This is a genomic window from Azorhizobium caulinodans ORS 571 (assembly GCF_000010525.1).
GTDB lineage: Bacteria > Pseudomonadota > Alphaproteobacteria > Rhizobiales > Xanthobacteraceae > Azorhizobium > Azorhizobium caulinodans.
Genome location: NC_009937.1, coordinates 3,599,445 through 3,623,074, shown reverse-complemented (window position 1 = coordinate 3,623,074; position 23,630 = coordinate 3,599,445). Strand labels below are relative to the sequence as shown.

The 23,630-nt window shown below is 68.1% G+C and carries 24 protein-coding genes and 1 tRNA gene; 13 read left to right on the top strand and 12 right to left on the bottom strand.

The window, feature by feature from the left end; all coding sequences use genetic code 11:
- Window positions 1-10: 10 nt before the first annotated feature.
- Window positions 11-1,264, top strand: coding sequence for a sulfite dehydrogenase (gene soxC / locus AZC_RS16335; protein ID WP_012171691.1), 1,254 nt, complete (start codon window positions 11-13; stop codon window positions 1,262-1,264).
- Window positions 1,254-1,808: a c-type cytochrome gene (locus AZC_RS16330; protein WP_012171690.1), complete on the top strand. Its 555-nt coding sequence runs from the start codon at window positions 1,254-1,256 to the stop codon at window positions 1,806-1,808. The genes soxC and AZC_RS16330 overlap by 11 nt, the downstream gene beginning before the upstream one ends.
- Window positions 1,809-1,891: 83 nt before the next feature.
- Here AZC_RS16330 and AZC_RS16325 read toward each other — a convergent pair whose 3' ends face one another.
- From AZC_RS16325 to AZC_RS16295, 7 genes are all read right to left on the bottom strand, one after another.
- Entirely contained in the window at window positions 1,892-3,121 is a 1,230-nt protein-coding gene (locus AZC_RS16325) for an acyl-CoA dehydrogenase family protein (protein ID WP_012171689.1), read from the bottom strand.
- 45 nt (window positions 3,122-3,166) lie between these two features.
- Complete coding sequence (locus tag AZC_RS16320) at window positions 3,167-4,000, bottom strand: ABC transporter permease (RefSeq protein ID WP_012171688.1); 834 nt, start codon at window positions 3,998-4,000, stop codon at window positions 3,167-3,169.
- Between the two features lie 4 nt (window positions 4,001-4,004).
- Window positions 4,005-4,979 carry an aliphatic sulfonate ABC transporter substrate-binding protein gene (locus AZC_RS16315; RefSeq protein WP_012171687.1) on the bottom strand — a complete coding sequence of 325 codons (975 nt, stop codon included), beginning with the start codon at window positions 4,977-4,979 and terminating at the stop codon, window positions 4,005-4,007.
- Window positions 4,980-5,045: 66 nt separating this feature from the next.
- Entirely contained in the window at window positions 5,046-5,834 is a 789-nt protein-coding gene (locus AZC_RS16310; RefSeq protein ID WP_012171686.1) for an ATP-binding cassette domain-containing protein, read from the bottom strand.
- Window positions 5,831-6,682 (bottom strand): aliphatic sulfonate ABC transporter permease SsuC, encoded by an 852-nt coding sequence (gene ssuC, locus AZC_RS16305; RefSeq protein ID WP_012171685.1) that lies wholly within the window; start codon window positions 6,680-6,682, stop codon window positions 5,831-5,833. Before ssuC ends, AZC_RS16310 begins: the two co-directional genes overlap by 4 nt.
- Complete coding sequence (locus tag AZC_RS16300) at window positions 6,679-7,647, bottom strand: sulfonate ABC transporter substrate-binding protein (protein WP_012171684.1); 969 nt, start codon at window positions 7,645-7,647, stop codon at window positions 6,679-6,681. The genes ssuC and AZC_RS16300 overlap by 4 nt, the downstream gene beginning before the upstream one ends.
- A 39-nt stretch (window positions 7,648-7,686) precedes the next feature.
- Window positions 7,687-8,238 (bottom strand): flavin reductase family protein, encoded by a 552-nt coding sequence (locus AZC_RS16295; RefSeq protein ID WP_012171683.1) that lies wholly within the window; start codon window positions 8,236-8,238, stop codon window positions 7,687-7,689.
- A gap of 343 nt (window positions 8,239-8,581) precedes the next feature.
- Between AZC_RS16295 and AZC_RS16290 the strand changes: the two genes are divergently transcribed.
- Together AZC_RS16290 and ssuD are read left to right on the top strand one after the other, a co-directional pair.
- A complete protein-coding gene (locus tag AZC_RS16290) occupies window positions 8,582-9,976 on the top strand; it encodes an LLM class flavin-dependent oxidoreductase (protein ID WP_012171682.1) in 1,395 nt (464 codons plus the stop codon).
- Window positions 9,977-9,998: 22 nt separating this feature from the next.
- The gene (gene ssuD / locus AZC_RS16285; RefSeq protein WP_012171681.1) at window positions 9,999-11,186 is read left to right on the top strand and encodes an FMNH2-dependent alkanesulfonate monooxygenase; all 1,188 of its coding nucleotides are present in this window, start codon (window positions 9,999-10,001) and stop codon (window positions 11,184-11,186) included.
- A 95-nt stretch (window positions 11,187-11,281) separates the two neighbouring features.
- On the opposite strand, the gene AZC_RS16280 is transcribed toward ssuD, so the two are convergent.
- Both AZC_RS16280 and AZC_RS16275 read right to left on the bottom strand, forming a co-directional pair.
- Window positions 11,282-11,557 carry a hypothetical protein gene (locus AZC_RS16280; RefSeq protein ID WP_012171680.1) on the bottom strand — a complete coding sequence of 92 codons (276 nt, stop codon included), beginning with the start codon at window positions 11,555-11,557 and terminating at the stop codon, window positions 11,282-11,284.
- 85 nt (window positions 11,558-11,642) lie between these two features.
- Window positions 11,643-13,319 (bottom strand): methyl-accepting chemotaxis protein, encoded by a 1,677-nt coding sequence (locus tag AZC_RS16275; RefSeq protein WP_158304129.1) that lies wholly within the window; start codon window positions 13,317-13,319, stop codon window positions 11,643-11,645.
- A gap of 656 nt (window positions 13,320-13,975) precedes the next feature.
- Here AZC_RS16275 and AZC_RS16270 point away from each other — a divergent pair.
- The gene (locus tag AZC_RS16270; RefSeq protein WP_043879481.1) at window positions 13,976-14,380 is read left to right on the top strand and encodes a hypothetical protein; all 405 of its coding nucleotides are present in this window, start codon (window positions 13,976-13,978) and stop codon (window positions 14,378-14,380) included.
- Between the two features lie 109 nt (window positions 14,381-14,489).
- Here AZC_RS16270 and AZC_RS16265 read toward each other — a convergent pair whose 3' ends face one another.
- Window positions 14,490-15,971 (bottom strand): methyl-accepting chemotaxis protein, encoded by a 1,482-nt coding sequence (locus tag AZC_RS16265; protein WP_043879480.1) that lies wholly within the window; start codon window positions 15,969-15,971, stop codon window positions 14,490-14,492.
- A 286-nt stretch (window positions 15,972-16,257) separates the two neighbouring features.
- A tRNA-Thr gene (locus AZC_RS16260) sits at window positions 16,258-16,333 on the bottom strand.
- 267 nt (window positions 16,334-16,600) lie between these two features.
- Here AZC_RS16260 and AZC_RS25735 point away from each other — a divergent pair.
- From AZC_RS25735 to AZC_RS16235, 6 genes are all read left to right on the top strand, one after another.
- Window positions 16,601-16,768 (top strand): hypothetical protein, encoded by a 168-nt coding sequence (locus AZC_RS25735; protein ID WP_012171676.1) that lies wholly within the window; start codon window positions 16,601-16,603, stop codon window positions 16,766-16,768.
- A gap of 277 nt (window positions 16,769-17,045) precedes the next feature.
- Window positions 17,046-18,335 carry a UDP-N-acetylglucosamine 1-carboxyvinyltransferase gene (gene murA / locus AZC_RS16255; protein ID WP_012171675.1) on the top strand — a complete coding sequence of 430 codons (1,290 nt, stop codon included), beginning with the start codon at window positions 17,046-17,048 and terminating at the stop codon, window positions 18,333-18,335.
- Between the two features lie 81 nt (window positions 18,336-18,416).
- Window positions 18,417-18,854: a DUF2948 family protein gene (locus AZC_RS16250; protein WP_043879479.1), complete on the top strand. Its 438-nt coding sequence runs from the start codon at window positions 18,417-18,419 to the stop codon at window positions 18,852-18,854.
- A gap of 240 nt (window positions 18,855-19,094) precedes the next feature.
- Window positions 19,095-20,387, top strand: a complete 1,293-nt coding sequence (gene hisD, locus AZC_RS16245) for a histidinol dehydrogenase (protein ID WP_012171673.1) — start codon at window positions 19,095-19,097, stop codon at window positions 20,385-20,387.
- An 83-nt stretch (window positions 20,388-20,470) separates the two neighbouring features.
- Complete coding sequence (locus tag AZC_RS16240; protein ID WP_012171672.1) at window positions 20,471-20,959, top strand: UPF0262 family protein; 489 nt, start codon at window positions 20,471-20,473, stop codon at window positions 20,957-20,959.
- A 5-nt stretch (window positions 20,960-20,964) separates the two neighbouring features.
- Window positions 20,965-21,429 (top strand): low molecular weight phosphatase family protein, encoded by a 465-nt coding sequence (locus AZC_RS16235; protein ID WP_012171671.1) that lies wholly within the window; start codon window positions 20,965-20,967, stop codon window positions 21,427-21,429.
- A gap of 10 nt (window positions 21,430-21,439) precedes the next feature.
- On the opposite strand, the gene AZC_RS16230 is transcribed toward AZC_RS16235, so the two are convergent.
- The gene (locus AZC_RS16230; RefSeq protein WP_070097009.1) at window positions 21,440-22,573 is read right to left on the bottom strand and encodes an alpha/beta fold hydrolase; all 1,134 of its coding nucleotides are present in this window, start codon (window positions 22,571-22,573) and stop codon (window positions 21,440-21,442) included.
- A 230-nt stretch (window positions 22,574-22,803) separates the two neighbouring features.
- On the opposite strand from AZC_RS16230, the gene AZC_RS16225 reads away from it, so the two are divergent.
- Window positions 22,804-23,424: a Maf-like protein gene (locus AZC_RS16225; RefSeq protein WP_012171669.1), complete on the top strand. Its 621-nt coding sequence runs from the start codon at window positions 22,804-22,806 to the stop codon at window positions 23,422-23,424.
- Entirely contained in the window at window positions 23,421-23,627 is a 207-nt protein-coding gene (yacG, locus tag AZC_RS16220; RefSeq protein WP_012171668.1) for a DNA gyrase inhibitor YacG, read from the top strand. Before AZC_RS16225 ends, yacG begins: the two co-directional genes overlap by 4 nt.
- The last annotated feature ends 3 nt before the right edge of the window (window positions 23,628-23,630 follow it).

Sequence of the window (23,630 nt, the reverse complement as noted above, 5' to 3'; positions counted from 1 at the left end):
CGGAGTTTCCATGTCTGTTGCGTCTTCCGGCGGCCGCCTCGGCCGCCGCCAGTTTCTGAGCGGTGCCGCTGCCGGCCTCGTGGCGGGTGCCGCCGGCCCTGCAGCCGCGCAGCAGGGCTCAGGTCCGCTTCAGGTGCCTGTCTGGACGCGGGAGCAGGGTGAGGGCATCGCTTCACCCGCCTATGGCGTGCCCTCGGCCTTCGAGAAGAGCGTGATCCGCAAGCCGCGCACGCCGCCCAAATTCCCGACCGCCGCCTCCACCGGCACACCGTTGCAGCATCTGCACGGCATCATTACCCCGGCCGGCCTGCATTATGAGCGCCACCATGCTGGCGTGCCGGCCATAGACCCGGAGCAGCATCGCCTCGTCATCCATGGCCTTGTGGAGCGCCCGCTCATCCTGACCATGAACGATATCGCGCGCTTTCCGTCCGTCTCGCGCCTCTGGTTTCTGGAGTGCTCCGGCAATACGCCGCAATGGACCGGCGGCAGCGCCAAATGGACCGTGCAGGAGACCCACGGCCTCATCTCGTGCAGCGAGTGGACCGGCGTTCGGCTCTCCACCCTGCTCGATGAAGTGGGCCTGAAGCCGGAGGCCCGCTGGGTGCTGGCGGAAGGCGCGGACGGCGCCGCCATGACGCGCTCCATCCCGCTCGATGTGGTGCTGGATGAGGCATTAGTCGCCTATGCGCAGAATGGCGAGCATCTGCGCCCCGAGCAGGGTTATCCGCTGCGCCTCGTGCTGCCCGGCATCGAGGGCAACATGAGCATCAAGTGGCTGCGCCGCCTCAAGGTGGGCGACCAGCCGTTCCAGAGCCGTGAGGAAACGTCCAAATACACGGACCTGATGCCCGACGGCACGGCGCGGCAGTTCACCTTCGTCATGGAGACGAAGTCGGTCATCACCTCGCCTTCCGGCGGCCACCAGTTGCGGGAGAAGGGTTTCTATGAAATCCGGGGCCTCGCCTGGTCCGGGCGCGGGCGCATCCGCAGCGTCGATGTCAGCACCGACGGCGGCGCCACATGGCGGCCGGCAGAATTGCAGGAGCCGGTGCTCTCCCGCTGCCTCACCCGCTTCCGCGTGCCCTGGACCTGGGATGGCGGGCCAGCCCTTCTCCAGAGCCGCGCGGTCGACGAGACCGGCTATGTGCAGCCGAGCCGCCAGCAGCTCGTGGACGTGCGCGGCGTCAATTCCCAATACCATTTCAACGGCATCCAGACCTGGAAGGTGGCGCCGTCCGGCGAGGTGACCAATGCGGCCTGAGACCAGACGCCCCCTTCTTCTCGCCGCCGCGCTCACGCTTGCCACCACCGGCGTGGCATACACAGCGCCGCTCGGCATCGGCCATCCGGCGACGCAGGCGGAGATCGCCTTGTGGGACATCGACGTGCGCGCCGATGGCACCGGCCTGCCGCCTGGGCGGGGCAGCGTCGCGCAGGGGCGGGAGATCTTCGCCCAGACCTGTTCCGCCTGCCACGGCGAGAAAGGGCAGGGCGCGGAGGCGGACGCGCTGGCCGGCGGCAAGGGCACGCTGGCCACCGCCAAGCCGGTGAAGACGGTGGGCAGCTTCTGGCCCTATGCCGCGACGCTGTTTGATTATGTGAACCGCGCCATGCCCTTCACCGCGCCGCAGTCGCTCTCGCCGAACGAGGTCTATGCGGTCTCGGCCTATGTGCTCTTCCTCAACGGCCTCGTGCCGGAGGATGCGAGCCTCGACGCCAAGAGCCTGCCCAAGGTCGCCATGCCCAATCGCAACGGCTTCACCAGCGATCCGCGCCCCGACATCCCGCCGGTGGCGCGCAACTGATTTCGATCCAGTGAGCGTGAATGAAAGCCCCGGGACGGTCCGCCGTCCCGGGGCTTCTGCTTGATGAGAGGCTTTTGAAGGCCTCAGAAGAAGCCCTTCTCCGGCAGCCACGTGCCGTGCAGCTCATAGTCGCCGATTGCCCGCGCCTTGAGGGCGGCGGGGTTGTGGGAGGCGAGGGTACGGGCGTTGCGCCAGTGGCGGTCGAGATTCTTCGCACGCCGGGTGGCGGAGGCGCCGGCCACATCGAACAGCTGGCTGCCGCCGCGAATGGTGAGGTCGTCCACGATCAGCTTCGCCTTGGAGGCGGCAAGCGAGGCCTGATGGGCCAGTTCCGCGTCCGGCTCGCCCCGCTCGCGGGCCTGGAACACCAGATCATGGGCGTCGGCGGCGGCGAGGATCAGTACCTCGGCCGCATAGGCATTGGCCGAGAGCTGGCCGATGATCTGCTGGAGCAGCGGGTCGTCCGCCACCCGCTCGGTCTGGGCGAAATAGAAGTGGCGGTCCTTGCGGCTGTTCAAGAGCGCCACCGAGTCCGTGAGGATGTTGCGCAGGATGCCGGCGACGGTGGCCGTAACGAGGAGCTGGGCCAGGCTGTTGCTGTGCGGCACGCCATAGCCGGTCGTCAGGCTGTCCGGCTCGATCTCATCCGCCTCCACCCGCACATTGTGGAAGTGCGTGGTGCCGGAGCCGGTGAGGCGCTGGCCGGCACCGTCCCAGTCGTCGATCCGCTCGATGCCCTCGCGGGTGGTGGGGATGATGGCGGTGAGCACGGCGTCATCCGGGCCGGCGGCGCGCACCTGCACATAGTCCGCATAGAGCGTGCCGGTGCTGTAATATTTCGTGCCCGTCAGGCGGAAGCCGTTGCCCTCCGGCACCAGCTTCGTCTCGAAGGGGCTGGCACCGACGCGCGGGCTGGTCAACTCCGTGCTGGCGAGGCCGACGATGGCGCCGCTGGCGGTCACATCCGCCCACTTCTTGCGGTGGGACGCGCGGCGTGAGAGGGGATAGCGCTCCACGAAGGCATAATGATTGCGCAGGGAATGGGCGATGTTGGGGTCGGCGGCGGCAAGCGCGATCACCACCTCGAACAGCTCCCGCAGGCTGGCGCCGGGCCCGCCGTCCTCTGGCCGCAGGCGCAGCGCGCCGAGGCGGGCGCTGCGGATGAGATCGAACACCTCATAGGGGTGGATGCGCTCGCGGTCGCGCTCCGCTGCGCCTGCGGCGATGAAGGCGAAGAGGTCCTTCAGCTCCGGCGAGCGATGGCTCAGCGGGCCGGAGAAGGTGGGGCGCGGTGGCGAGGCGATCTGGTTCACGGGTCACATCCTTGGAGCAGGCAGGAGAGGCGCCTGAGGCGGTCCTCAGGCGTCGAGGTCGTAGCCCTTCAGCAGAGGGCGGGTGAGGGTGAGGAGGAGCGTGTCGGTGGCCTTGCCGAGCACGGCGAACACGAGAATGGCCGCGACGATCTGGTCCGGCTTGCCCAGTTGCTGGCCATCCAGCAGCAGGTAGCCCAGCCCCTCGGAGGCACCCATGAATTCGGCGGCCACCACAAACATCCAGCCGAGCCCGAGGCCGGCGCGCAGCGCGGTGACATAATGGGGCAGGATGGCCGGCAGCAGGATGCGGCGGACCATGGTGGGGCCGGAGAAGAGGAAGACCTGCCCCACCTCGATGATCTTGCGGTCCACGGCCATCACCGCGCCGAGCGTGCCGAGATAGACCGGGAAGAACACGCCCACCGCGATGAGCGTGACCTTGGAGGCCTCGAAGATGCCGAGCCACAGGATGAATAGCGGCACCCACGCAATGGAGGGGATGGCCCGCAGGCCCTGAAGCGTGGGGTCGACGATGGTGCGGGCAAGACCCGAGGCGCCGGAGAGGGCTCCCAGCGCCGTGCCCGCCACGACGCCCAGCGCAAAGCCGGCGGCGATGCGCTGGAGCGTGGCAGCGATGTGCGGCGCCAGCTCGCCGGAGCGCGCGAGGCCATAGAGTGCTTCGGCGATCCGGCTCGGCGGCGGCAGGAGGCGGCCCTGCGCCAGGCCGCTGCGCACCGCGAATTCCCAGACCAGAGCGAGGCCCACCGGAAGCAGCAGGCCGAGCGCGAACCGCCAGCGCCGCCAGCCGGTTGTCCGGCGCGGGGTGGCGGCCGCGCGCCCGGCCGCTCCGGAGAAGGTCTCGGCCTGCGACAGGGTCACGGCGTCACTGCCCCACGATGAGATACTGGCCGTCGATGAGCGCATCCGCCTGCGCCGGCACGTTGACGTCGGCGGCGACGACGCCCGCCTTCTGGAGCGCTTCGCCGGCGGCGAGGATGGTGTCCTTCTGCGCCTTGCCGATGGGGCCGAAGGAGAGATCCGTGCGCTCAAGCTGCCGGGCGATGACCGGCTCGGGCAGCTTGGTGGCCGAGACGAGCGCGGCGGACAGATCCTTGGGATGCTGCACCGACCAGAGGCGCGCCTTCTCATAGGTGGCGAGCACGCGCTTCACGATGTCCGGGTTCGCCTTGGCGAAATCTTCGCGCACGTTCAGCACGCCCCAGGTGTTGTCTTCGGGCTTGCGGAAGAAGAGCACGGCGCCGTCCTCCACCTCGGCCGAGGCCATGATGGGATCGAGGCCCGCCCAGGCGTCCACATCCTTGCGCTGGAGGGCGAGGCGCCCGTCCGCGTGCTGGAGCAGCACCAGCTTCACGTCCTTCTCCGTGAGGCCGTTGGCGGCGAGCGCCCGCACGAGGAAGATGTGCGGATCGGTGCCGCGGGTCACCGCGACCGTCTTGCCCTTGAGGTCGGCGACGGTCTTGATGCCGGTGTCCGGCCGGGTCACCAGCGCCGTCCATTCCGGACGGGAATAGACATAGACGGACTTGATGGGGTTGCCGTTGATCTTGCCGATCAGCGCCGCCGCGCCAGCGGTCGAGCCGAAGTCCAGCGAGCCGGCATTGAGGAATTCCAGCGCCTTGTTGGAGCCGGCGGACTGCACCCAGCGGATGGTGATGCCGTCTTTCGCGAATTCCTGCTCCAGCAGTTTCTGGTCCTTGAGCACGAGGGAGACCGGATTATAGGTCGCCCAGTCGATGCGGATCTCCTTGGGCGCCTCGGCGCGGGCGGGCAGGCTGGCGGCCATGAGGCCGAGGGCGGCGGCCATGAGGGCGCGGCGGGTGGGCAGGAAGCCGGTCATCGGTGTCTCCTCAGAGTTGGGTCGCCGCCTCGCCGCCGGAGCGCGAAGCGGTGGGGCGGATGGCCGTCAGACAGCGGCGAGAATGCGCGCCTGAAGGCTGGAGGCGGCGGCATCGCCGGCCTCGCGGCGGGGGCGCGGCAGGTCGATGGTCTGGTCGAGGGCGATCTCGCCCGCCCGCAGCACGACGACCCGATCCGCCAAGGCGACGGCCTCGGCGACGTCATGGGTAATGAGCACCACGGTGAAGCCGCGCTCGCGCCAGATGCGCTCCAGCAGGCGGTGCATCTCCACCCGCGTCAGGGCATCGAGGGCGCCGAAGGGCTCATCCAGCAGCAGGACGGACGGGTTGCTCACCAGCGCGCGGGCGAGGGCCACGCGCTGCTTCTGGCCGCCGGAGAGCACGAAGGGCCATTCCCGGCCCCGGTCGCCGAGGCCCACATCCTTGAGCGCGAGGCTGGCCACATGGCGCCAGTCCGGCCCGCGGGCGATGCCCACATTTCCGAGCACCCGCTGCCATGGCACCAGCCGGGCATCCTGAAACAGGAGGCGCACGTCGCGCTGGAGGCCGGAGACGGCCGTGCCATTGATGCGCACCGTGCCGGAGGTCGCCGCATCAAGCCCCGCGATGAGGCGCATCAGCGTGGTCTTGCCGCCGCCGGAACGGCCGACCACGGCGAGGAACTGACCGGCCGGAATGTCGAGATCGAGCCGCCGCAGCACCGGTCGCTCGCCGAATGCCTTCACGACGCCGGAGAGGGAGACGGGCGCGCCGCCGAAGCGCGCGGGCGCCGCCTCGGTGGGCGCGCGCGGGGCAGTGAGCAGGCCGTCGCCGAAGGCCACGAGGGGCGTGCTCATGCGGCAAGCCCCTTGCCCTGATAAGCGGGATGCCAGGCCAGCGCCCGGTGCTCGATGGCGCGTGTCAGGCTGTCCGCCAGTTTGCCCAGCAGGGCATAGGCAAGCACGCCCAGCACCACCACGTCGGTCTGGAGAAACTCGCGGGCATTCATGGTCATGTAGCCGATGCCGGAGGTGGAGGAGATGGTCTCCGCAACGATGAGCGTCAGCCACATGATGCCGAGCGCATAGCGCAGGCCCACGAGAATGGAGGGCAGGGCGCCCGGCAGAACGATGCGCCAGAACAGGGCCGCTGGCGAAAGACCATAGACCCGCGCCATCTCCACGAGGCCGCGATCCACCGTGCGGATGCCGTGGAAGGTGTTGAGATAGATGGGAAAGGCAACGCCGATGGCGACGAGGAAGACCTTCGCCTCCTCATCGATGCCGAACCACAGGATGACCAGCGGGATGATGGCGAGATGCGGCACGTTGCGCAGCATCTGGAGGGTGGAATCGAGGGCCGTCTCGGCGGGCCGCCAGATGCCGTTGAGCACGCCGAGCGCAAAGCCGATCCCGCCGCCGATGAAAAGGCCGGTGAGGGCCCGCTTCGTGCTGACGGCGATGTTGGCGAGCAGGGAGCCATCCTTCAGCGTGCGCCAGAAGGCGAGCGCTACGTCGGTCGGCGCCGGCAGGACGCGGGAGGAGAGGAAGCCGAAGCTCGCAGCCGCCTGCCACAGAACCAGCACCGCGAGCGGCAGCGCCCAGGGCAGCAGGCCGCCGGCGAGGGCCTTCAGCACGCTGCCCCGCTGCCGGGAGACGGCGGGGGCCGAGGCCAGCGTCGCGCTCTCGATGGCGGCGTCGCTCATGATTTGAGGGCCCGCACCGCGTCGGAGATGCGGATCTCCTTGGGGATGAGGCCCAGCTTGAAGAAGGCGTCCGCCACCTGCTGCTGCTGAGCCACCACCGCGGGGGTGATGGGCTTCACGTCATACTGCTGGCGGGCGAGCGCAATCTCGAGTATCGGTGCAGGAATGCCGATGAGCGGCGAGAATTCCGCTGCCGCGGCCTTCGGATTGGCCTTCACCCAGGCGCCGATTTCCGCGACGCCCGCGAGCACCGCATCGACCACATCGGGGGCCTTCTCCACGAAGCTCTGGGTGGAGAAATAGAACTGGTAATTGGAGACGATGCCGGTGCCGTTGGTGAGCTGGCGAGCCTCGATGGTCGTTTCCGCAGCGGCCTGGAAGGGGTCCCAGATGGCCCAGGCGTCCACCGCGCCGCGCTCGAAGGCGGCGCGGGCATCGGCGGGGGTGAGGAAGGCGGTCTTGATGTCCGTATAGGAGACGTTCGCCGTCTCCAGCGCCTTCACCAGCAGGTAATGGACGTTCGAGCCCTTGTTGAGGGCCACCGTCTTGCCCTTGAGATCGGCGACCGTCTTAAGCGGGCTGTTCTTGGGCACGAGGATGGCTTCGCCCTCGGGCGCGGCGGGCTCATAGCCCACATAGACGAGTGGTGCCCCGGCGGCCTGCGCGAAGATCGGCGGGGCCTCGCCGGTGTTGCCGAAATCGATGGCCCCCGCGTTCAGGGCCTCGAGCAGCTGCGGCCCGGCGGCAAATTCCGCCCAGCGGACGGCGTAGCCGAGCGGCTTCAGCTTGGCTTCCAGCAGGCCCTTGTTCTTGAGCAGGATCAGCGTGCCGTATTTCTGATAGCCGATCCGCACCACCTTTTCCTGCGCATGGGCGCCGGCGCTCCAGCCGGCGACCAGCGTGCCGGCGGCCAGCGCCCCGAAGCGCCGGCGCGTCACGGAAAACGGGTTGTTCGTGTGCGACATGACATGACCCCTGAGGCGGTGACGCGGACCGGATGGATTTCAGACGTTGGCTGGCGACGCTTCGAGGCCGCGATAGGCGCCGGCCCAATAGAGCAGGGGCTCGGCATTCTCGGTGATGCGGGCGGCGGCGACGCGGCCGATGACGATGATGTGGGAGTGCCGCTCGATGGCCTCCTCCAGATAGCAGTCGAAGGCCGCCAGAGCGTCGTTGAGCACCGGGGCTCCGGTTTCGAGCCGTGTCCAGTCGGCGCCCTTGTAGCGCTCCGGCCCCTTCTCGCCGTTGCGCCCGGCGAACTGGTCGGCGAGCGCCTGATGATGCGGCCGCAGCACGTTGATGGCGAAACGGCCCTCCTCGATCAGCGTCGCCCGGGCGGAGGACGAACGGTTGACGCAGATGATGAGCGTCGGCGGATCGACGGACAGCGAGGTAACGGAGGTGGCGGTGAGGCCGGTGCGGCGCTCACCTTCGCCCACGGTGAGAATGCTCACCGCGCCCGCGAGCTTGCGCATCCCGGCACGAAAGGCGAGGGCGGTGGCGGCAAGTTCCGGCTGGGCGGGCGCGACGGCCGTGATGGCGGAATGGGCGTTCATGGCAACCTCGTGTAAGCGCCGGGCGGGCGGCGGGTCTGGTCACGACGGGCAGAAGGGGTGCCGGGCCCGTGCCCGAATATGCCGCCTTCTAATCACGTGAACTGATTGTGATTAAAATCATAGATCGCATTTCTCGTGTTAGTCAATTAAATCAATCGAAAAATAAATCCGCCTCCGTCGTCCGGCAGGCGAAGGCCTGGCGGGTCGCCGATGCGGTTTGACGCACCGCAAGGAATGGACAAAAATAAAATCCATCATATGAATGAGTTTAATGTTTTTCACAGCGCGGGGTGGGGGATCTGATGCCCCAGAGATCGCTGCCGCCGGTCGGGATGGGATAGCCATGGCGCGGGACATTCTCTTCAACGCCTTCGCCATGAACTGCGTCGGCCACCAGTCCCCCGGACTATGGCGCCATCCGAAGGATCGGACGGCCGACTACAACCGGCTGCCCTATTGGCTCGATCTTGCCCGCGTGCTGGAGCGGGGGCTGTTCGACGGCCTGTTCCTCGCCGACGTGCTGGGCGTCTATGACGTCTTCGGCGGCTCCCCGGACGCGGCCCTGCGCAACGCCACGCAAGTTCCGGTGAATGACCCCATGCTCATCGTGCCCGCCATGGCGGCGGTGACGCAGCATCTGGGGTTCGGCGTCACCTCCACGCTCACCTACGAGCCGCCCTATCCCTTCGCCCGGCGCATGAGCACGCTCGATCACCTCACCGAAGGGCGCGTCGGCTGGAACATCGTCACCGGCTATCTCGACAGCGCCGCTCGGGGCATGGGCCTTGCCCACCAGCGCGCCCATGACGACCGCTATGCGGTGGCGGACGATTACATGGAGGTGGTCTACAAGCTCTGGGAGGGCTCGTGGGAGGAGGGGGCCGCGGTGCGCGACCGGGCGCAGGGCGTCTTCACCGATCCCGCCAAGGTCCATCGCGTGCGCCATCAGGGGCCGCATTATGCGCTCGATGCCATCCATCTGTGCGAGCCCTCGCCCCAGCGCACGCCCGTGCTCTATCAGGCCGGCACCTCGCCGCGTGGGCGCGCCTTTGCCGGGCGCCATGCGGAAGCGGTGTTCGTCTCCGGCCCCTCCGTCGCAGTGATCGCGCCGCGCGTCGCCGCCCTGCGACAGGCGGCACAGGAGAATGGCCGTGCGGCCGATGACATCCGCATCTTCGCCATGGCCACCATCATCGTCGGGGAAACCGAGGCGGCGGCGCGGGCGAAGCTGGACGACTACCGCGCCCACATCAGCCGCGAGGGTGCGCTGACGCTCTATTCCGGCTGGACGGGCGTCGATTTCTCCACCTATGCCCATGACCAGCAGGTCCGCCACATCGAGAGCGAAGCCGGCCGCAGCGCCATGGACAATATGACCCGCGCCGATCCGAACCGGGTCTGGACCGTGGGCGAGGTGGCCGAGCATGTGGGCATTGGCGGCGTCGGCCCCGTCTTTGTGGGCGATCCGGCGCAGGTGGCCGACGCGCTGGAGGGCTTCATCGGAGCCACCGGCATCGACGGCTTCAATCTCGCCTTCGCCATCAGCCCCGGCAGCTATGAGGACATTGCCGATCTGGTGGTGCCCGAGTTGCAGCGGCGCGGCCGCTACAAGCGCGCCTATGCGCCCGGCACCTTGCGCGAGAAGCTGTTCGGTGCCGCGCCCCGCCTTTCCGCCCCGCATCCGGCGGCCTCCTACCGCCGGCTTCCCCCGCACGCCTCCGGCCTTGCGGCCGAATGATCTCACCTTTCGAGAAGAAACCATGACCGATACCAGCGATCTCGTGCCCGCCCCCGAAGCCAATGTGCTGTGGTTCCTGCCGACCCATGGCGACGGGCATTATCTCGGCACCTCGCATGGCGCGCGCGCCGTCTCGCTCGGCTATCTGCGCCAGATCGCGCAGGCGGCCGACCAGCTCGGCTATTACGGCGTTCTCATCCCCACCGGCCGCTCGTGCGAGGACAGCTGGATCGTCGCGTCCGCGCTCGCGCCCGCTACGGAAAAGCTGCGCTATCTCATCGCCGTGCGCCCCGGCCTGCTGGAGCCGGCCGTGGCCGCGCGCATGACCGCCACGCTCGACCGCATCTCCGATGGGCGCGTGCTCATCAATGTGGTGACCGGCGGCGATCCGGTGGAGAACCGGGGCGACGGCTTCTTCCTCGACCATGCCGAGCGCTATGAGGTGACGGACGAGTTCCTCTCCATCTACACGCGCCTGCTCAAGGGCGAGGATGTCACCTTTACCGGGAAGCACCTGAAGGTGGAGGACGGCAAGCTGCTCTATCCGCCGGTGCAGGAGCCGCATCCGCCGCTCTTCTTCGGCGGTTCGTCGCCGGCCGCGCACACCGTCGCCGCCAAGCACATCCAGAAGTATCTCACCTGGGGCGAGCCGCCGGCGGCGGTGGCGGGCAAGATCCGCGACATCAAGGCCCGCGCGGCGGCGGAAGGGCGGGAGGTGTCCTTCGGCATTCGCCTGCATGTCATCGTGCGCGACACCAACGAGAAGGCATGGGAAGCAGCCGAGGATCTCATCCGCCACGTGGACGAGAACACCATCGCGGAGGCGCAGAAGGTCTTCCTGCGCATGGATTCCGAGGGCCAGCGCCGCATGAGCGCCCTGCACGGCGGCGACCGCACGAAGCTGGAGGTGGCGCCGAACCTGTGGGCCGGTGTCGGCCTCGTGCGCGGCGGTGCGGGCACGGCGCTGGTGGGCGATCCGCAGACGGTGGCCGAACGCATGAAGGAATACATGTCGCTCGGCATCGATACCTTCGTGCTGTCCGGCTACCCGCATCTTGAGGAGGCCTATCGCTTCGCCGAGAGCGTCTTCCCGCTGCTACCGCTGGCCGCCACCACCGGCCGCGCCAAGGGCGAGATCCTGCATCGCGGACCTTTTGGCGAGATGATCGGGAACACCATCGTCCCCGAGCCGAAGGTCTCCGCTTCCTGAGCTGTGGCCCATGAAGAACGCCGCCGGAGATGAGCCGGCGGCGGATTGTCCTGGGCATGGGAGAACCGGGCCGCGCGCTGCGCGGCCTGTGCGTCCTAGCGGATGGCGGGCAGGTCCTGCTGCTCGATGCGGGCGATGGCGCGGGCAAGGCAGAGATATTCCACCACCCGGTCGCGGGCGAGGTCGATCTCGCGCTTCTGCCCGGCGGACAGCTCCGGAATGGCCGCGAGGCGGCGATAGTCGGAGAGGGCGTCCACCGCCTGCGCATAGATCTGATCGCTTGGGCTGGTGGGGATCGGCGCGGACGCCGCCTGCGGCGCCTCCGGAGGGGCGGGCAGATGGACGACGTTGCCGATCGTCTTGATGGTCATGGGGCTGTTTCCGTCAAAGCGCAGGGCGAAGGGCCGAAGAGAATGTAAAGAGGGGCGCCGGGCGGCGCCCCTCTCCGGATCAGGATCACGCGGCGTTGAGGTCGCGGACGAAGCCTTCCACGACGCTGCGCAGGTCCGTCGCCTGGGACGAGAGCCCCTGCGACAGGGCGAGCAACTGGGAGGACGCCGCGCCGGTGGTCTGGGCGGCCTGGCCGACGCCGCTGATGTTGTTCGTCACATCCTGCGTGCCGGTGGCGGCCTGCTGGCAGTTCTGCGCGATCTCGCCGGTGGCGGCGCCCTGCTGCTCCACCGCGCCGGCGATGGAGGAGGAGATCTGCTTCACCTCGGTGATGACGCGGATGATTTCCGACATGGAGGCCACCGTGCCCTGGGTCGCGGTCTGGATCTCCGTCACCTTGGTGTAGATGTCGGCGGTCGCCTTGGAGGTCTGGGACGCCAGTTCCTTCACCTCCGTGGCCACCACCGCGAAGCCCTTGCCGGCCTCACCGGCGCGCGCCGCCTCGATGGTGGCATTGAGCGCCAGCAGGTTGGTCTGGTCGGCAATGCCCTTGATGAGGTTGATCACGTCGCCGATGTCCGCTGCCGCCTTGGCGAGATCCGCGATGCGCTGGTTGGAGGATTCCGCCTCCTTGTAGGCGCGCTCCGCGACGACCGCCGAATGGGAGACCTGGCCGTTGATCTCGCGCACCGAGGCGGCGAGTTCCTCGGAGGAGGCGGCCACCGTCTGCACATTGGTGGCGGCTTCCTCCGCCGCCGCGGCGACCGACTGGGCCTGCTGCGAGGTCTGGTCGGCGGCAGCCGAGAGGTTGCGGGCGGATTCGGCCACTTCCTGAGAGGAATTGGCAAAGCCAGAGGCGAGATCCTTCATCCGGGCGACGAAGCCCTGGGCGAGGTGCTCGCGGCGCTCCAGCGTCTTGCGCTCGACTTCCTGCCGCTGGGCCTGCTCCTGCCGGGCGACTTCCGCCTCGCCGAGCTGCACGCGCATGAGTTCGAGGGTGCGGCCCATGGCGCCGATCTCGTCCTTGCGCGCCGTGCCTTCCACCTCGCCGGCGAGCTTGCCTTCGCCCATGGCCACCATCTTGTCCATGAGGCGGCGCAGCGGGGCCACGATGCCGCCACGCACCACGAAGATGGCGAGGGCGATGATGAGCAGCGTCGCGCCGAGGATGCAGCCGAGCGTGGTCCAGATCGTGGTGCTGGTGCGCCGCGCCGTCTCTTCCTTGATGGCGGCGGTTTCCTTGATGAGCCCGTCATTGAAGCTGACGGTGGTGTTGACGATCTGGTCGATGGCCGGGTCGCAGACGGTGGACATGAGCTTCGAGGCGCGCTCGATGCTCTCCACCGTCACCTGTTCGGCGCCGGCATTGATGGCGCCCGAGCAGGGGCCCGAGACGACCGCCGGCAGCGCATTGCGCATCTGCTGGATCTCGCCGGTCTTGCTGGGCGCGGCCTGCGCCGCTTCGGCCAGCAGGGTGTCATAGCGCTTGATGCCGCCGTCCAGCGCCGCCTTCGCCTTCTGGTCCTCCGACTCCGTGGTGGCCACGATGGCCCGGTAGATTTCGGCGCGCACGGTCTGCGCGGACCGGGCCGCCCGCGCCACCCGGAGGATGGCCGTCTGGTGGCCGTTGATGAGGTCCACGTACGTCGTCTGGATGTCCGACATGCCGGAGGCCGCATAGAGCCCGCCTGCGAGGCTTGTCACGCCGAGCGCCGCGAGAAGGGTCACGACCTTCGCAGTCATCGGCAGATTGGAGTATTTGACCATCGCTTCCGTCCACCTTGGGTTGCGTTATTGACCTGCCGCTCCGAATTGACTTGATCTGCTGCGTTTAAGTATTCAAAGCGGATGTATTCTTTTTGTTCTCGAACATTGTGTTCTGGGGCTTGCGTGGGGCTTGTGCGTCGCGATCTATATTTGAAGAGTGCATGTCTTGCTTGGCGGAAGACGTTAAGTGAGGCTTAGGGTGAGTTCTGGATCATCACGTTTGGCCGCCGCAGGCTTTGACGGCACGGGCGGGTCTCGGAGGCGGCCCCTTTGCGCGCGGCGGTGCCGGGGGCGACGCGTAAACAACGCTGGTTTCGTCGGCCTTGGAGCGGGTGGAGCGCCATCGGCGCCGCGACATGTGGGGATGAATAATTTTGGCCCCAATGGCCGCTCACGGGCCGAGGCGGCGTACAAATGCAGATGATGAGGTGAGGGCAAAATCCGGAACGCCGCGCCGTCCGTAAGGTTGCGGGAGCGTGGGGCGTTCAGCCCCGGATGAGGCCGGGGCAACATGAACGCTGACGGCCGGCTGGGATCATCCCGGGCCCGGCGCTGCAAGGCGTGTGGTGGGAGCGCCATCGCGGCCGTCCGCATGGCGCCTGCCGAATGAGGGAAGCCGCTGGAGACGTCACATGGCCTCGCTGCGTTCCGCTCTGTGTTCGATGCCGCTGGCCGCACTGGCGCTGCTGGCGACGGTGGGCGCCGCCAAGGACAGCGCGCTGCGGGCGCAGGATCTGCCCCGGAAGGGCATCCATGTGGACGTGACCATCGCCGCCGTCTGTCAGGCGGTGCTGCCGGAAGTGATCGCGGGGCTGGCGCGCTTCGGCGTGTCCCGGCCCGCCGTCTGCCCGAGCCGCTCGGCCGTCATCATCCACCAGCCTGAGAAGAACCGCTTCGTGCTACGCGATTCCGTGAAGGCACAGCCCGGCGGCACGGACCGCGTGGTCTCCTATCAGGTGGAGGCGCAGTATCAGGTGGACGACAATGGCCATCCCATCTGGACGGCCGTCCACTTCCAGAGCGAAGGGGGCGGCTAGCCGCGCTGGCCCTTCGCGGGCGCCTGCCTCATCCGGCACGCGCCCGATGGCGCGCACCTTTTCGCTGTGCGCTTTCGATTCACGGACGGCGCTGCCGGGCAGGGCCGCCTCAGGCGATGGACGCCGCCGCCTGGCGGACCTGACGGGTCGCCTGTTCCACCTGGTTGGTCGAGCCGGCGATGGCATTCATGTTGGCCTTCACCATCTCGACGCCCTGGGCCGCCCCCTGCATGTTGGAGGAGACCTCGCGCGTCACCGCCGTCTGCTCCTCCACCGCCGATGCGATGACCGAGGCCACGTCGTTGAGGTCGGAGATGGTGCCGGTGATCGAGCCGAGGGCCTGCACCGCCTGCTGCGTGACCTGCTGCACCGCCTCGATCTGCGAGGCGATCTCGCTGGTGGCCTTGGAGGTCTGGCCGGCGAGGCTCTTCACCTCCTGCGCGACCACGGAGAAGCCCTTGCCGGCATCGCCCGCACGCGCGGCCTCGATGGTGGCGTTGAGCGCCAGCAGGTTGGTCTGCTCGGCGATGGAATCGATGAGGCTCACCACGTCGCCGATCTTCTGCGCGGCGCCGGTGAGGCTCGTGACAATGGTGTTGGTGCGCGCGCCCTCGCTCGCCGCCGTTCTCGCAAGCGTGCTCGACTGGTGGATCTGCCGGCGGATCTCCTCGACGGAGGCCGCCAGTTCCTCGGCGGCAGCCGCCACCGACTGCACGTTGCCCGCCGTCTGCTCGGCGGCGGCAGAGGCGGAGGCCGCCTGCGTGTTGGCCTGCGTCAGTTCCTGGCTGATGCGCTCGAGATCGGCGGCGATCTCCTTCTGCACGCCGGCACGATGCATGCGCTGCTTCACGGCCTCGGTGATGTCGGTGGCGAACTTCACCACCTTGAAGGGTTTGCCCGCGGCATCGAAGATGGGCGTGTAGGTGGCCTGGATCCAGACTTCCTTCCCGCCCTTGCCCAGCCGCTTGTATTCCGCCTGCTGGTATTCGCCCCGGCGCAGCGCATCCCAGAAGGCGCGGTAGGAGGGGCTGTTCTTTTCCTCGGGCGACACGAACATGGAGTGGTGGCGACCCTGGATCTCCTCAAGGCGATAGCCGAGGGCATCGAGGAAGTTCTGGTTCGCTTCCGTGATGGTGCCGTCCAGGGTGAAGTGGATCACCGCCTGCGACTTGGAGATGGCGGCCACCTGACCCTCGAACTCGGCGGTGCGGCGCTTGCGCTCGGTGATGTCGGAGGCGAACTTCACCACCTTGATGACGCGCCCGGAGGCGTCCATGACAGGATTGTAGGTGGCTTCCAGCCAGGCTTCGTGCCCGCCCTTGCCGAAGCGGCGGAACTCGCCGGCATAGAACTGCCCCTTGCCGAGGCTGGTCCAGAAGGCCTGGTACTCCGGGCTCTGAGCCTCTACCGGGTCCATGAAGGTCCGGTGATGCCGGCCACGGATCTCGTCGAGTGAATAGCCCACCACCTTCAGGAAGTTCGCATTGGCGGTGATCACGTCTCCAGATGGCGTGAACTCGATGATCGCCAGCGACCGGTCGAGCGCCTTGATCGTCTGGGCATCAATCTTTGCGTTGAACCATGGAAACATGGGTCGCCCCCTCAGCACTGGTGTCGTTACCTTTGTCGCGGCAGACAATGACGCTTCTGCCAGTCGCCGTCCTGCTGCGTTGGAGCCGGAATTTGCCTTTATATGGCAAGCATACCAGTTGGGCTTCGGCGTAGGGCGGACCGGGCGAGACAAAGCCAAGCCGGGGCTTGATCTTCGCCCCGATCGGACCGTTCCGATTTGGAGCTAAAACGTCTGCCGCAACGTGATCCAGCGCGCGAGGGGAGGCTGTTTGCGGCGCCGCCGATGTTCGATTCTTGAAGAAAAGTGGTGCCGCTTGAGGGATTCGAACCCCCGACCCCCTCATTACGAATGAGGTGCTCTACCAGCTGAGCTAAAGCGGCACGGCGATCATGGATCGCTCGGTTCGATGGGCTCCGGCACGGTCAAGCAAGCGCAACACCGTTCCGACGCGGCAGCATCGAACGCGCCTCTCATACGGAAGAGCGGCCGCACTTTCAAGGCCAGGGTGCATCCGGCGCGACGAAGAGTGGGGACACTGCCCGGAAAACGCTGCGCCGGAAGGGTTTCATCCACCATGCCGGGAGGTTCCGGCGCCGCGCGCTGCGTGTGCGCTTGCGCGCGAACGGCCCGCCCGCTAGCCAAGGGGGATGACCAATACGGATGACAAGGCTGCGCGGCTCGCGGCGGCGCTCCGGGCGAATCTGGCACGCCGCAAAGCCCAGAAGCGGGCGCGGGCCGAGGCGGAAACGGGCGAAACCAAGGCGGAGCCGGATGACGCGAAGCTTGGCCGTCCGACACCGGATGACGGGGAATAGCGTTTTCTGTCAACGGATTGCGGGGCGTGTCCCCAGCGGCCCGAGGGCGCGTGCGGATGCCGTTGTGCGCACCGGAAGACCGGGCTAGACCTCAAGGCTTGAACGTTGTGCGGCGGGGGCGCCGGATTTTCGGGTTTGCGGCCATCGCCGGCCTTCGGATCTGCGGTCTGCGGTCTGCGGAAGGTGCGAAGAGCGGGCGAGAGGCCATGCGGCGGCGCGTGGCGCCTGGGACGGCCGTGAGCCGTCCGAGCGGGGCGACAAGAGGAGCAGTCGTTACATGGACAAGATTCGCATCATCGGCGGCGGCAGCCTCAACGGCACCATTCCGATCTCCGGTGCCAAGAATGCCGCCCTGCCGCTGATGATCGCGGCGCTGCTCTCGGAAGAGAAGCTGGTGCTGGAGAATGTGCCGCGGCTCGCGGACGTGGCGCTGCTCCAGCGCATTCTCGGCAACCACGGCGTGGACATCACGGTCAACGGCAAGCGCAACGGGGACGATCCCCACGCCGGCCAGACGATGGAGATCGACGCCCGCGTGATCGTCGATACCACCGCGCCCTATGATCTCGTGTCCCGGATGCGGGCCAGCTTCTGGGTGGTCGGGCCGCTGCTGGCGCGCATGGGCGAGGCCCGCGTCTCGCTTCCCGGCGGCTGCGCCATCGGCACCCGGCCCGTGGACTTCCATCTCGATGCCCTGCGGGCGCTGGGCGCCGATATCGACATCGATGCCGGCTATGTGGTCGCCCGCGCGCCGCACGGCCTCACCGGTGCCCGCATCGTGTTCCCGAAGGTGTCGGTGGGCGCGACCCACACCGCCATCATGGCGGCGGCCCTCGCCAAGGGCGATACGGTGATCGAGAACGCCGCCCGCGAGCCCGAGATCGTCGATCTCGCCGACTGCCTCATCAAGATGGGCGCACGGATCGAGGGCGCGGGCACGTCCACCATCGAGATTTCCGGTGTGCCGCGCCTGCGCGGCGCGCGCCATTCGGTCCTGCCCGACCGCATCGAGACGGGCACCTATGCCATGGCCACGGCCATGACCGGCGGCGATGTGACGCTCGCCGGCGCGCGGGCGGACCTGCTCGAGAGTGCGCTCGATGTGCTGCGCAAGGCGGGCGCGCAGATCGACGTGAACAACGAGGGCATCCGCGTCCGCCGCAACGGCGCGGGCATCTTCCCCGTGGAGGTCTCCACGGCGCCGCATCCGGGCTTCCCGACCGACCTTCAGGCCCAGCTCATGGCCCTGATGACGCGGGCCCAGGGCCGCTCGCGCATCACCGAGACCATCTTCGAGAACCGCTTCATGCATGTGCAGGAACTGGCCCGTCTCGGCGCCAATATCCATCTGGAGGGCGACACCGCCATCGTGGAGGGCTCCGACCGCCTCAAGGGCGCCCCGGTGATGGCGACCGACCTGCGTGCCTCCGTGTCCCTCGTCATCGCCGGCCTTGCCGCCGAGGGCGAGACCATGATCCAGCGCGTCTATCACCTCGACCGCGGCTTCGAGCGGCTGGAGGAGAAGCTCTCCCGCTGCGGCGCGCAGATCGAGCGCATCAGCGGCTGAGCCGCGACCCGGTGGCCCGCGCCCTTGCGGCGCGGGGGCTGGCTCTCTATTTGCAGGGCACGTCGAAGGAGGGGCAATCCCATGGACGCGCTCAAGCTTTTCGCGCTGGACGACGAGGACCTCGCGATCCTCTCCACCCATCTGCAGGATGCGGTGGTGAAGGTGGCCGACATCGGCTTCGTGCCCAAGGCGCAGCGCTTCGCCCTCCTGCTCAATCGCTTCGACTGGGACCAGAAGGAATGCGCGGGCGAGCATGTGCGCCGGCGCACCGGCCTGCATTTCGAGCGGGTGACGGCGGTGAAGACGCGCGGCTTCGAGCCGACGGACAAGGAGGAGGTGCTGAACCTCCTCGCCATCACCTTCACCCCCGAGGAAACCCCGTCCGGCTATGTGATCCTGACCTTTTCCGGCGGCGCGGAAATCCGCCTCGATGTGGAATGCATCGAGGCCGGCATGTCCGATCTCGGCCCCGCCTGGGGCTGCACCAAGGCTCCCGCCCACAAGGACACTGCCGCCTGATCGGACCCGCGCGACGGACTTAAGGCCGCGCTTGCGCGTCGGGGTGTTGCAATCTCCCGCATTCGGCTTCAAGGAAACCCCACACGGCGTGTTGCGCCGGCCGGGATGTCCCGGCCCGCGGGAAACGCCAAGCTTGAGATGCGTGAAGCGCCGCCGGGCCGCTCCGGGGGCGTTTCGAGCGCCGGCGGATCCGGATGGAGCGACAGCTCCGGCCCGTGTCTCCGGCCCCGGGAACCAGAGATGCCGATCCGCCTCGACGCCAAGTCCACCGCTTTCCCCGACGCCTTCGCCACCTTCCTCGCCAGCAAGCGGGAAGCGTCAACCGATGTTGCGGTGGCTGTCGCCGACATCATCGCCGGCGTGCGGGCGCGCGGGGATGCGGCCCTGATCGATTATTCGCGCACCTTCGACCGGGTCGAGCTGGAAGGCCGCATCCGCGTGACCGAGGCGGAGATCGAGGCGGCGCTCGCCGAGGTGCCGCAGGACACCTTCGAGGCGCTGAAGTTTGCGAAGGCCCGCATCGAGGCACACCACGCCCGCCAGCTTCCGGCGGACGAGCGCTATACGGATGCAGTCGGGGTCGAGCTCGGCCAGCGCTGGACGCCGGTGGATGCGGTGGGTCTTTATGTGCCCGGCGGCACGGCGGCCTATCCCTCGTCCGTGCTCATGAATGCGGTGCCGGCGAAGGTCGCGGGCGTGCCGCGTGTCGCCATGGTGGTGCCTTCGCCCGATGGCGTCATCGCGCCGCTGGTGCTCGCCGCTGCACGTCTTGCCGGCGTGGACGAGGTCTATCGCGTGGGCGGGGCACAGGCGGTGGCCGCGCTCGCCTATGGCACCGAGACGATCGCTCCGGTGGACAAGATCGTCGGCCCGGGCAACGCCTATGTGGCGGCGGCCAAGCGGCAGGTGTTCGGCAAGGTCGGTATCGACATGATCGCCGGCCCCTCCGAGGTGCTGATCCTCGCCGACGGCAACGCCAATGCCGCCTGGATCGCCGCGGACCTGCTGGCGCAGGCCGAGCATGATGCCGCCGCCCAGTCCATCCTCGTCACCGATTCCCCCGTGCTCGCCGATGCGGTCACCCGCGCGGTCGAGGCGCAGCTCACCACGCTGCCCCGCCGCGAGATCGCGGAAGCCTCCTGGCGCGACCACGGGGCCATCATCCTGGTCGGCAGCATGGACGAGGCGCTGCCGCTGGTGGACCGCGTTGCCCCCGAGCATCTGGAAATCCATGCGGACGATGCCGATGCGCTTGCCGACCGCATCCGTCATGCGGGTGCGATCTTCGTGGGCGCCTATACGCCGGAGGCCATCGGCGACTATGTGGGCGGCACCAATCATGTGCTGCCCACCGCCCGTTCGGCCCGCTTCTCTTCCGGGCTCGGCGTCTATGACTTCCTCAAGCGCACCTCCATCCTGAAGTGCAGCCCGGCCTCGCTGAACGTGATCGGGCCGGCCGCGGTGCGCCTTGCCGAAGTGGAACGGCTCGATGCCCACGGCCGCTCTATCCTCATCCGCACCAATGCCGGCTGAGGCCCGTTGAGTTCCGACCAGGTGACAGAGGGCCGCCGCGTCCACCCGGGCGCGCGCTGATCGAACCGGATGCGTGAGACGCCATGAGCCAGACCCCGCCGCCGAACCGTCTTTGTGCCGTCACCCTCGACGATGCCTCCATCGGACGGTCCGGGGCGGACGTGGAGCATGAGCGCGCCATCGCCATCTACGACCTTCTGGAAGACAACCGCTTCACCCCCGTGGGCGATCCGGGGGAGGGGCCCTATACGCTGCACATCGGCCTGATGGACAACCGGCTGGTGCTCGATATCCGGCGTGAGAAGGGCAGCGAACCGGTGGTCCAGCACCATCTCTCGCTGAGCCCCCTGCGCAAGGTGGTGAAGGACTATTTCCTCATCTGCGAGAGCTATTACGCCGCCATCCGCACCGCTTCCCCCACCCAGATCGAGGCCATCGACATGGGCCGCCGGGGCCTCCACAACGAGGGATCGACGCTGCTTCAGGAGCGGTTGAAGGATAAGGTGGAGGTGGACTTCGACACCGCCCGCCGCCTCTTTACCCTCATCTGCGCGCTGCACTGGAAGGGCTGACGCGCATGGAGCCGTCCGTACCGGCGGATCGGTCGGCGCGGCCGCAGTCCGTTCTGTTCCTCTGCGGGCAGAATGTGGTGCGCTCCGTCATGGCCGCGGCGCTTGCCCGCCATCTGTTCGGCAAGTCCATCTATATCGCCTCGGCGGGCGTGATCGCCGGGGAAGCGGACCCGTTCGTGGCGGCGGCCATGGACGAGATCGGGCTGGACGTCTCCCGCCACCGCCCGCGCAGCCTCGAGGAACTTGAGGAATATGAGGGGCTGAGCTTCGACCTCGCCATCTCGCTGTCGCCCGATGCGCACCATCTGGCACTGGAGGCGACGCGCACCAATGCGCTGACGGTCGAATACTGGCCGACGCCCGATCCGACTCTGGAGACCGGAAACCGCGAGCAGCGCCTCGCCGCCTATCGTCAGGTGCGCGAGGACCTGGAGCAGCGCATCCGCGCCCGGTTCAAGCCCGGGCGCTGATCGGCGGACCTCACTTCAGGTCCGCGAGGCCCTTCATCAGCGCCGCGTGGAAGCGATCCGGTGCCTGCATCTGCGGTGCGTGGCCGAGATCGGGGAACATGACAAGCTTCGCGTCCGGAATGGCGGCGGCTGCGGCGGGGCCGAGCTTGGCGTAATTGCCGACCTTCTTCTGCACCTCCGGCGGGGCGGCATCCTTGCCGATGGCGGTGAGGTCCTTCTCGCCGATGAGCATCAGGGTGGGGGCGCCGATCTTGCCGAGCTCGTAGACGACCGGCTGGCCATAGACCATGTCGGAGGCGAGCGCCTGATCCCACGCCACGGCGGCCTTGCCGTCGCCCTGGTACATGCCGGCCAGCATGGCGACCCAGCGGTCATAGTCCGGCGACCAGCTGCCCGCATAATAGGTCTTCTGCTGGTAGGCCTTGATGCTGTCGAAGGTGGTCCGCAGCTCGCCCGCGAACCACTGGTCCACGGTGCGCGCCGGAATGCCGGCCGCGCGCCAGTCCTCAAGCCCGATGGGGTTCACGAGGACGAGGCCGGAGAGCGCATCGGGAAAGCTGATGGCATAGCGCATGGCGAGCATGCCGCCCATGGAGTGGCCCATGATGATGGGCTTCTCGACGCCGATCTGCTCCAGCAGCGCCTTGGTGTTGGCGGCGAGCTGATAGAGCGAGAACTGGTAGCCCATGGGCTTGGACGACTTGCAGAAGCCGATCTGGTCCGGCGCGACCACGCGATAGCCGGCCTTCAGCAGCACGGCCATGGTGGCTTCCCACGTGGCGCCGCAGAAGTTCTTGCCATGGAGCAGGACGACGGTGCGCCCGTTCGGCTGCTCCGGCTTCACGTCCATATAGGTCATCTGAAGCGGCTTGCGCTGGGAGACGAACTCGAACCGCTTCACTTCATAGGGATAGGGGAAGTCTTGCAACTCCGCCCCGTACGCCCGCACGACGGGCGCGCCATCGGGGCGGGGCGCCTCGGTCTCGGACGGCGCGGCGTGCTTCGGGGTGTCCTTGACGGCCTGATCCTTGACGGTCTGGTCCTTGACCGTCGGGTCTTTGACCGTGGTGTCCTTGACCGTTTCCTGGGCGGCGGCTGGGGCAGCCAGCAGGGCCAAAGCGAGGGCAAGTCGCGCGGCGCGCATGGAATCCTTTCCCGGTGCGTCGAACACGCCAGTGATGCGGCGGCGTTCTGAAAAGGGGCAACCGGTCGTCGCCACACGGGCGTCCCGGCACGCCCGAACGATGGCCTCCGGAAAGCCCGGCCGCAAGCGACCTTTGGCCGTTTCTTCTCTCACATGTTTCGGATAGCGTGCCGGCGCGCGGCGCAACGCGTTGCGCGCTTTGGTTTTGGTCGAGGTGAGGTTACGCAGACGTGAACGACCGGGTCCAGCTCGTGCTCGCTTCGGGGTCGCCCCGCAGGCTCGCTCTGCTCAATCAGGCCGGCATCCAGCCGGACCGGCTCATGCCCGCGGACGTGGACGAGACGCCCGAGCGCGGCGAACTCCCGCGCCGGCTCGCCCTGCGCCTCGCGCAGCAGAAGGGCGAACTGGTGGCCTCCCGCTGCCGCGAGGCGGACATTCCGGCTCTCGTGATTGCCGCCGATACGGTGGTGGCGGCGGGACGGCGCATCCTGCCCAAGCCCGAGTTGCAGGAAGAGGCGGAGGCCTGCCTGCGCCTGCTCTCCGGCCGTGCCCACCGGGTGTTCACCGGCCTGTGCCTCGTGACCCCCAAGGGGCGCGTGCGCACCCGTCTCGTCGAGAGCCGCCTGCGCTTCAAGCGCCTGACGTCGGAGGACATCGCGGCCTATCTCGCCTGCGGCGAATGGCGCGGCAAGGCGGGTGGCTATGCCATACAGGGCATCGCCGGCAGCTTCGTCGTGAAGCTCACCGGCTCCTACACCAGCGTGGTCGGCCTGCCGCTCGCCGAGACGGTGGCGCTCCTGAACGGCGAGGGCTACCCCGTCCGAACCGGCTGGGTGGAGAGCGCCGCATGAGCGACGAGACCGCCAAGCCGTTCGAGCCCAAGCCGTGTCCGATCTGCGGCAAGCCGTCCATCGAGCGCTACAAGCCGTTCTGCTCCAAGCGCTGCGCCGATGTGGACCTCAATCGCTGGCTGACTGGTGCCTACGCCATTCCCGTCGTCGAGGAAGAGGACGAGGACGGCGAACCGCTGTCGCCGCCCCTGCGCCCCGAGTAAGGC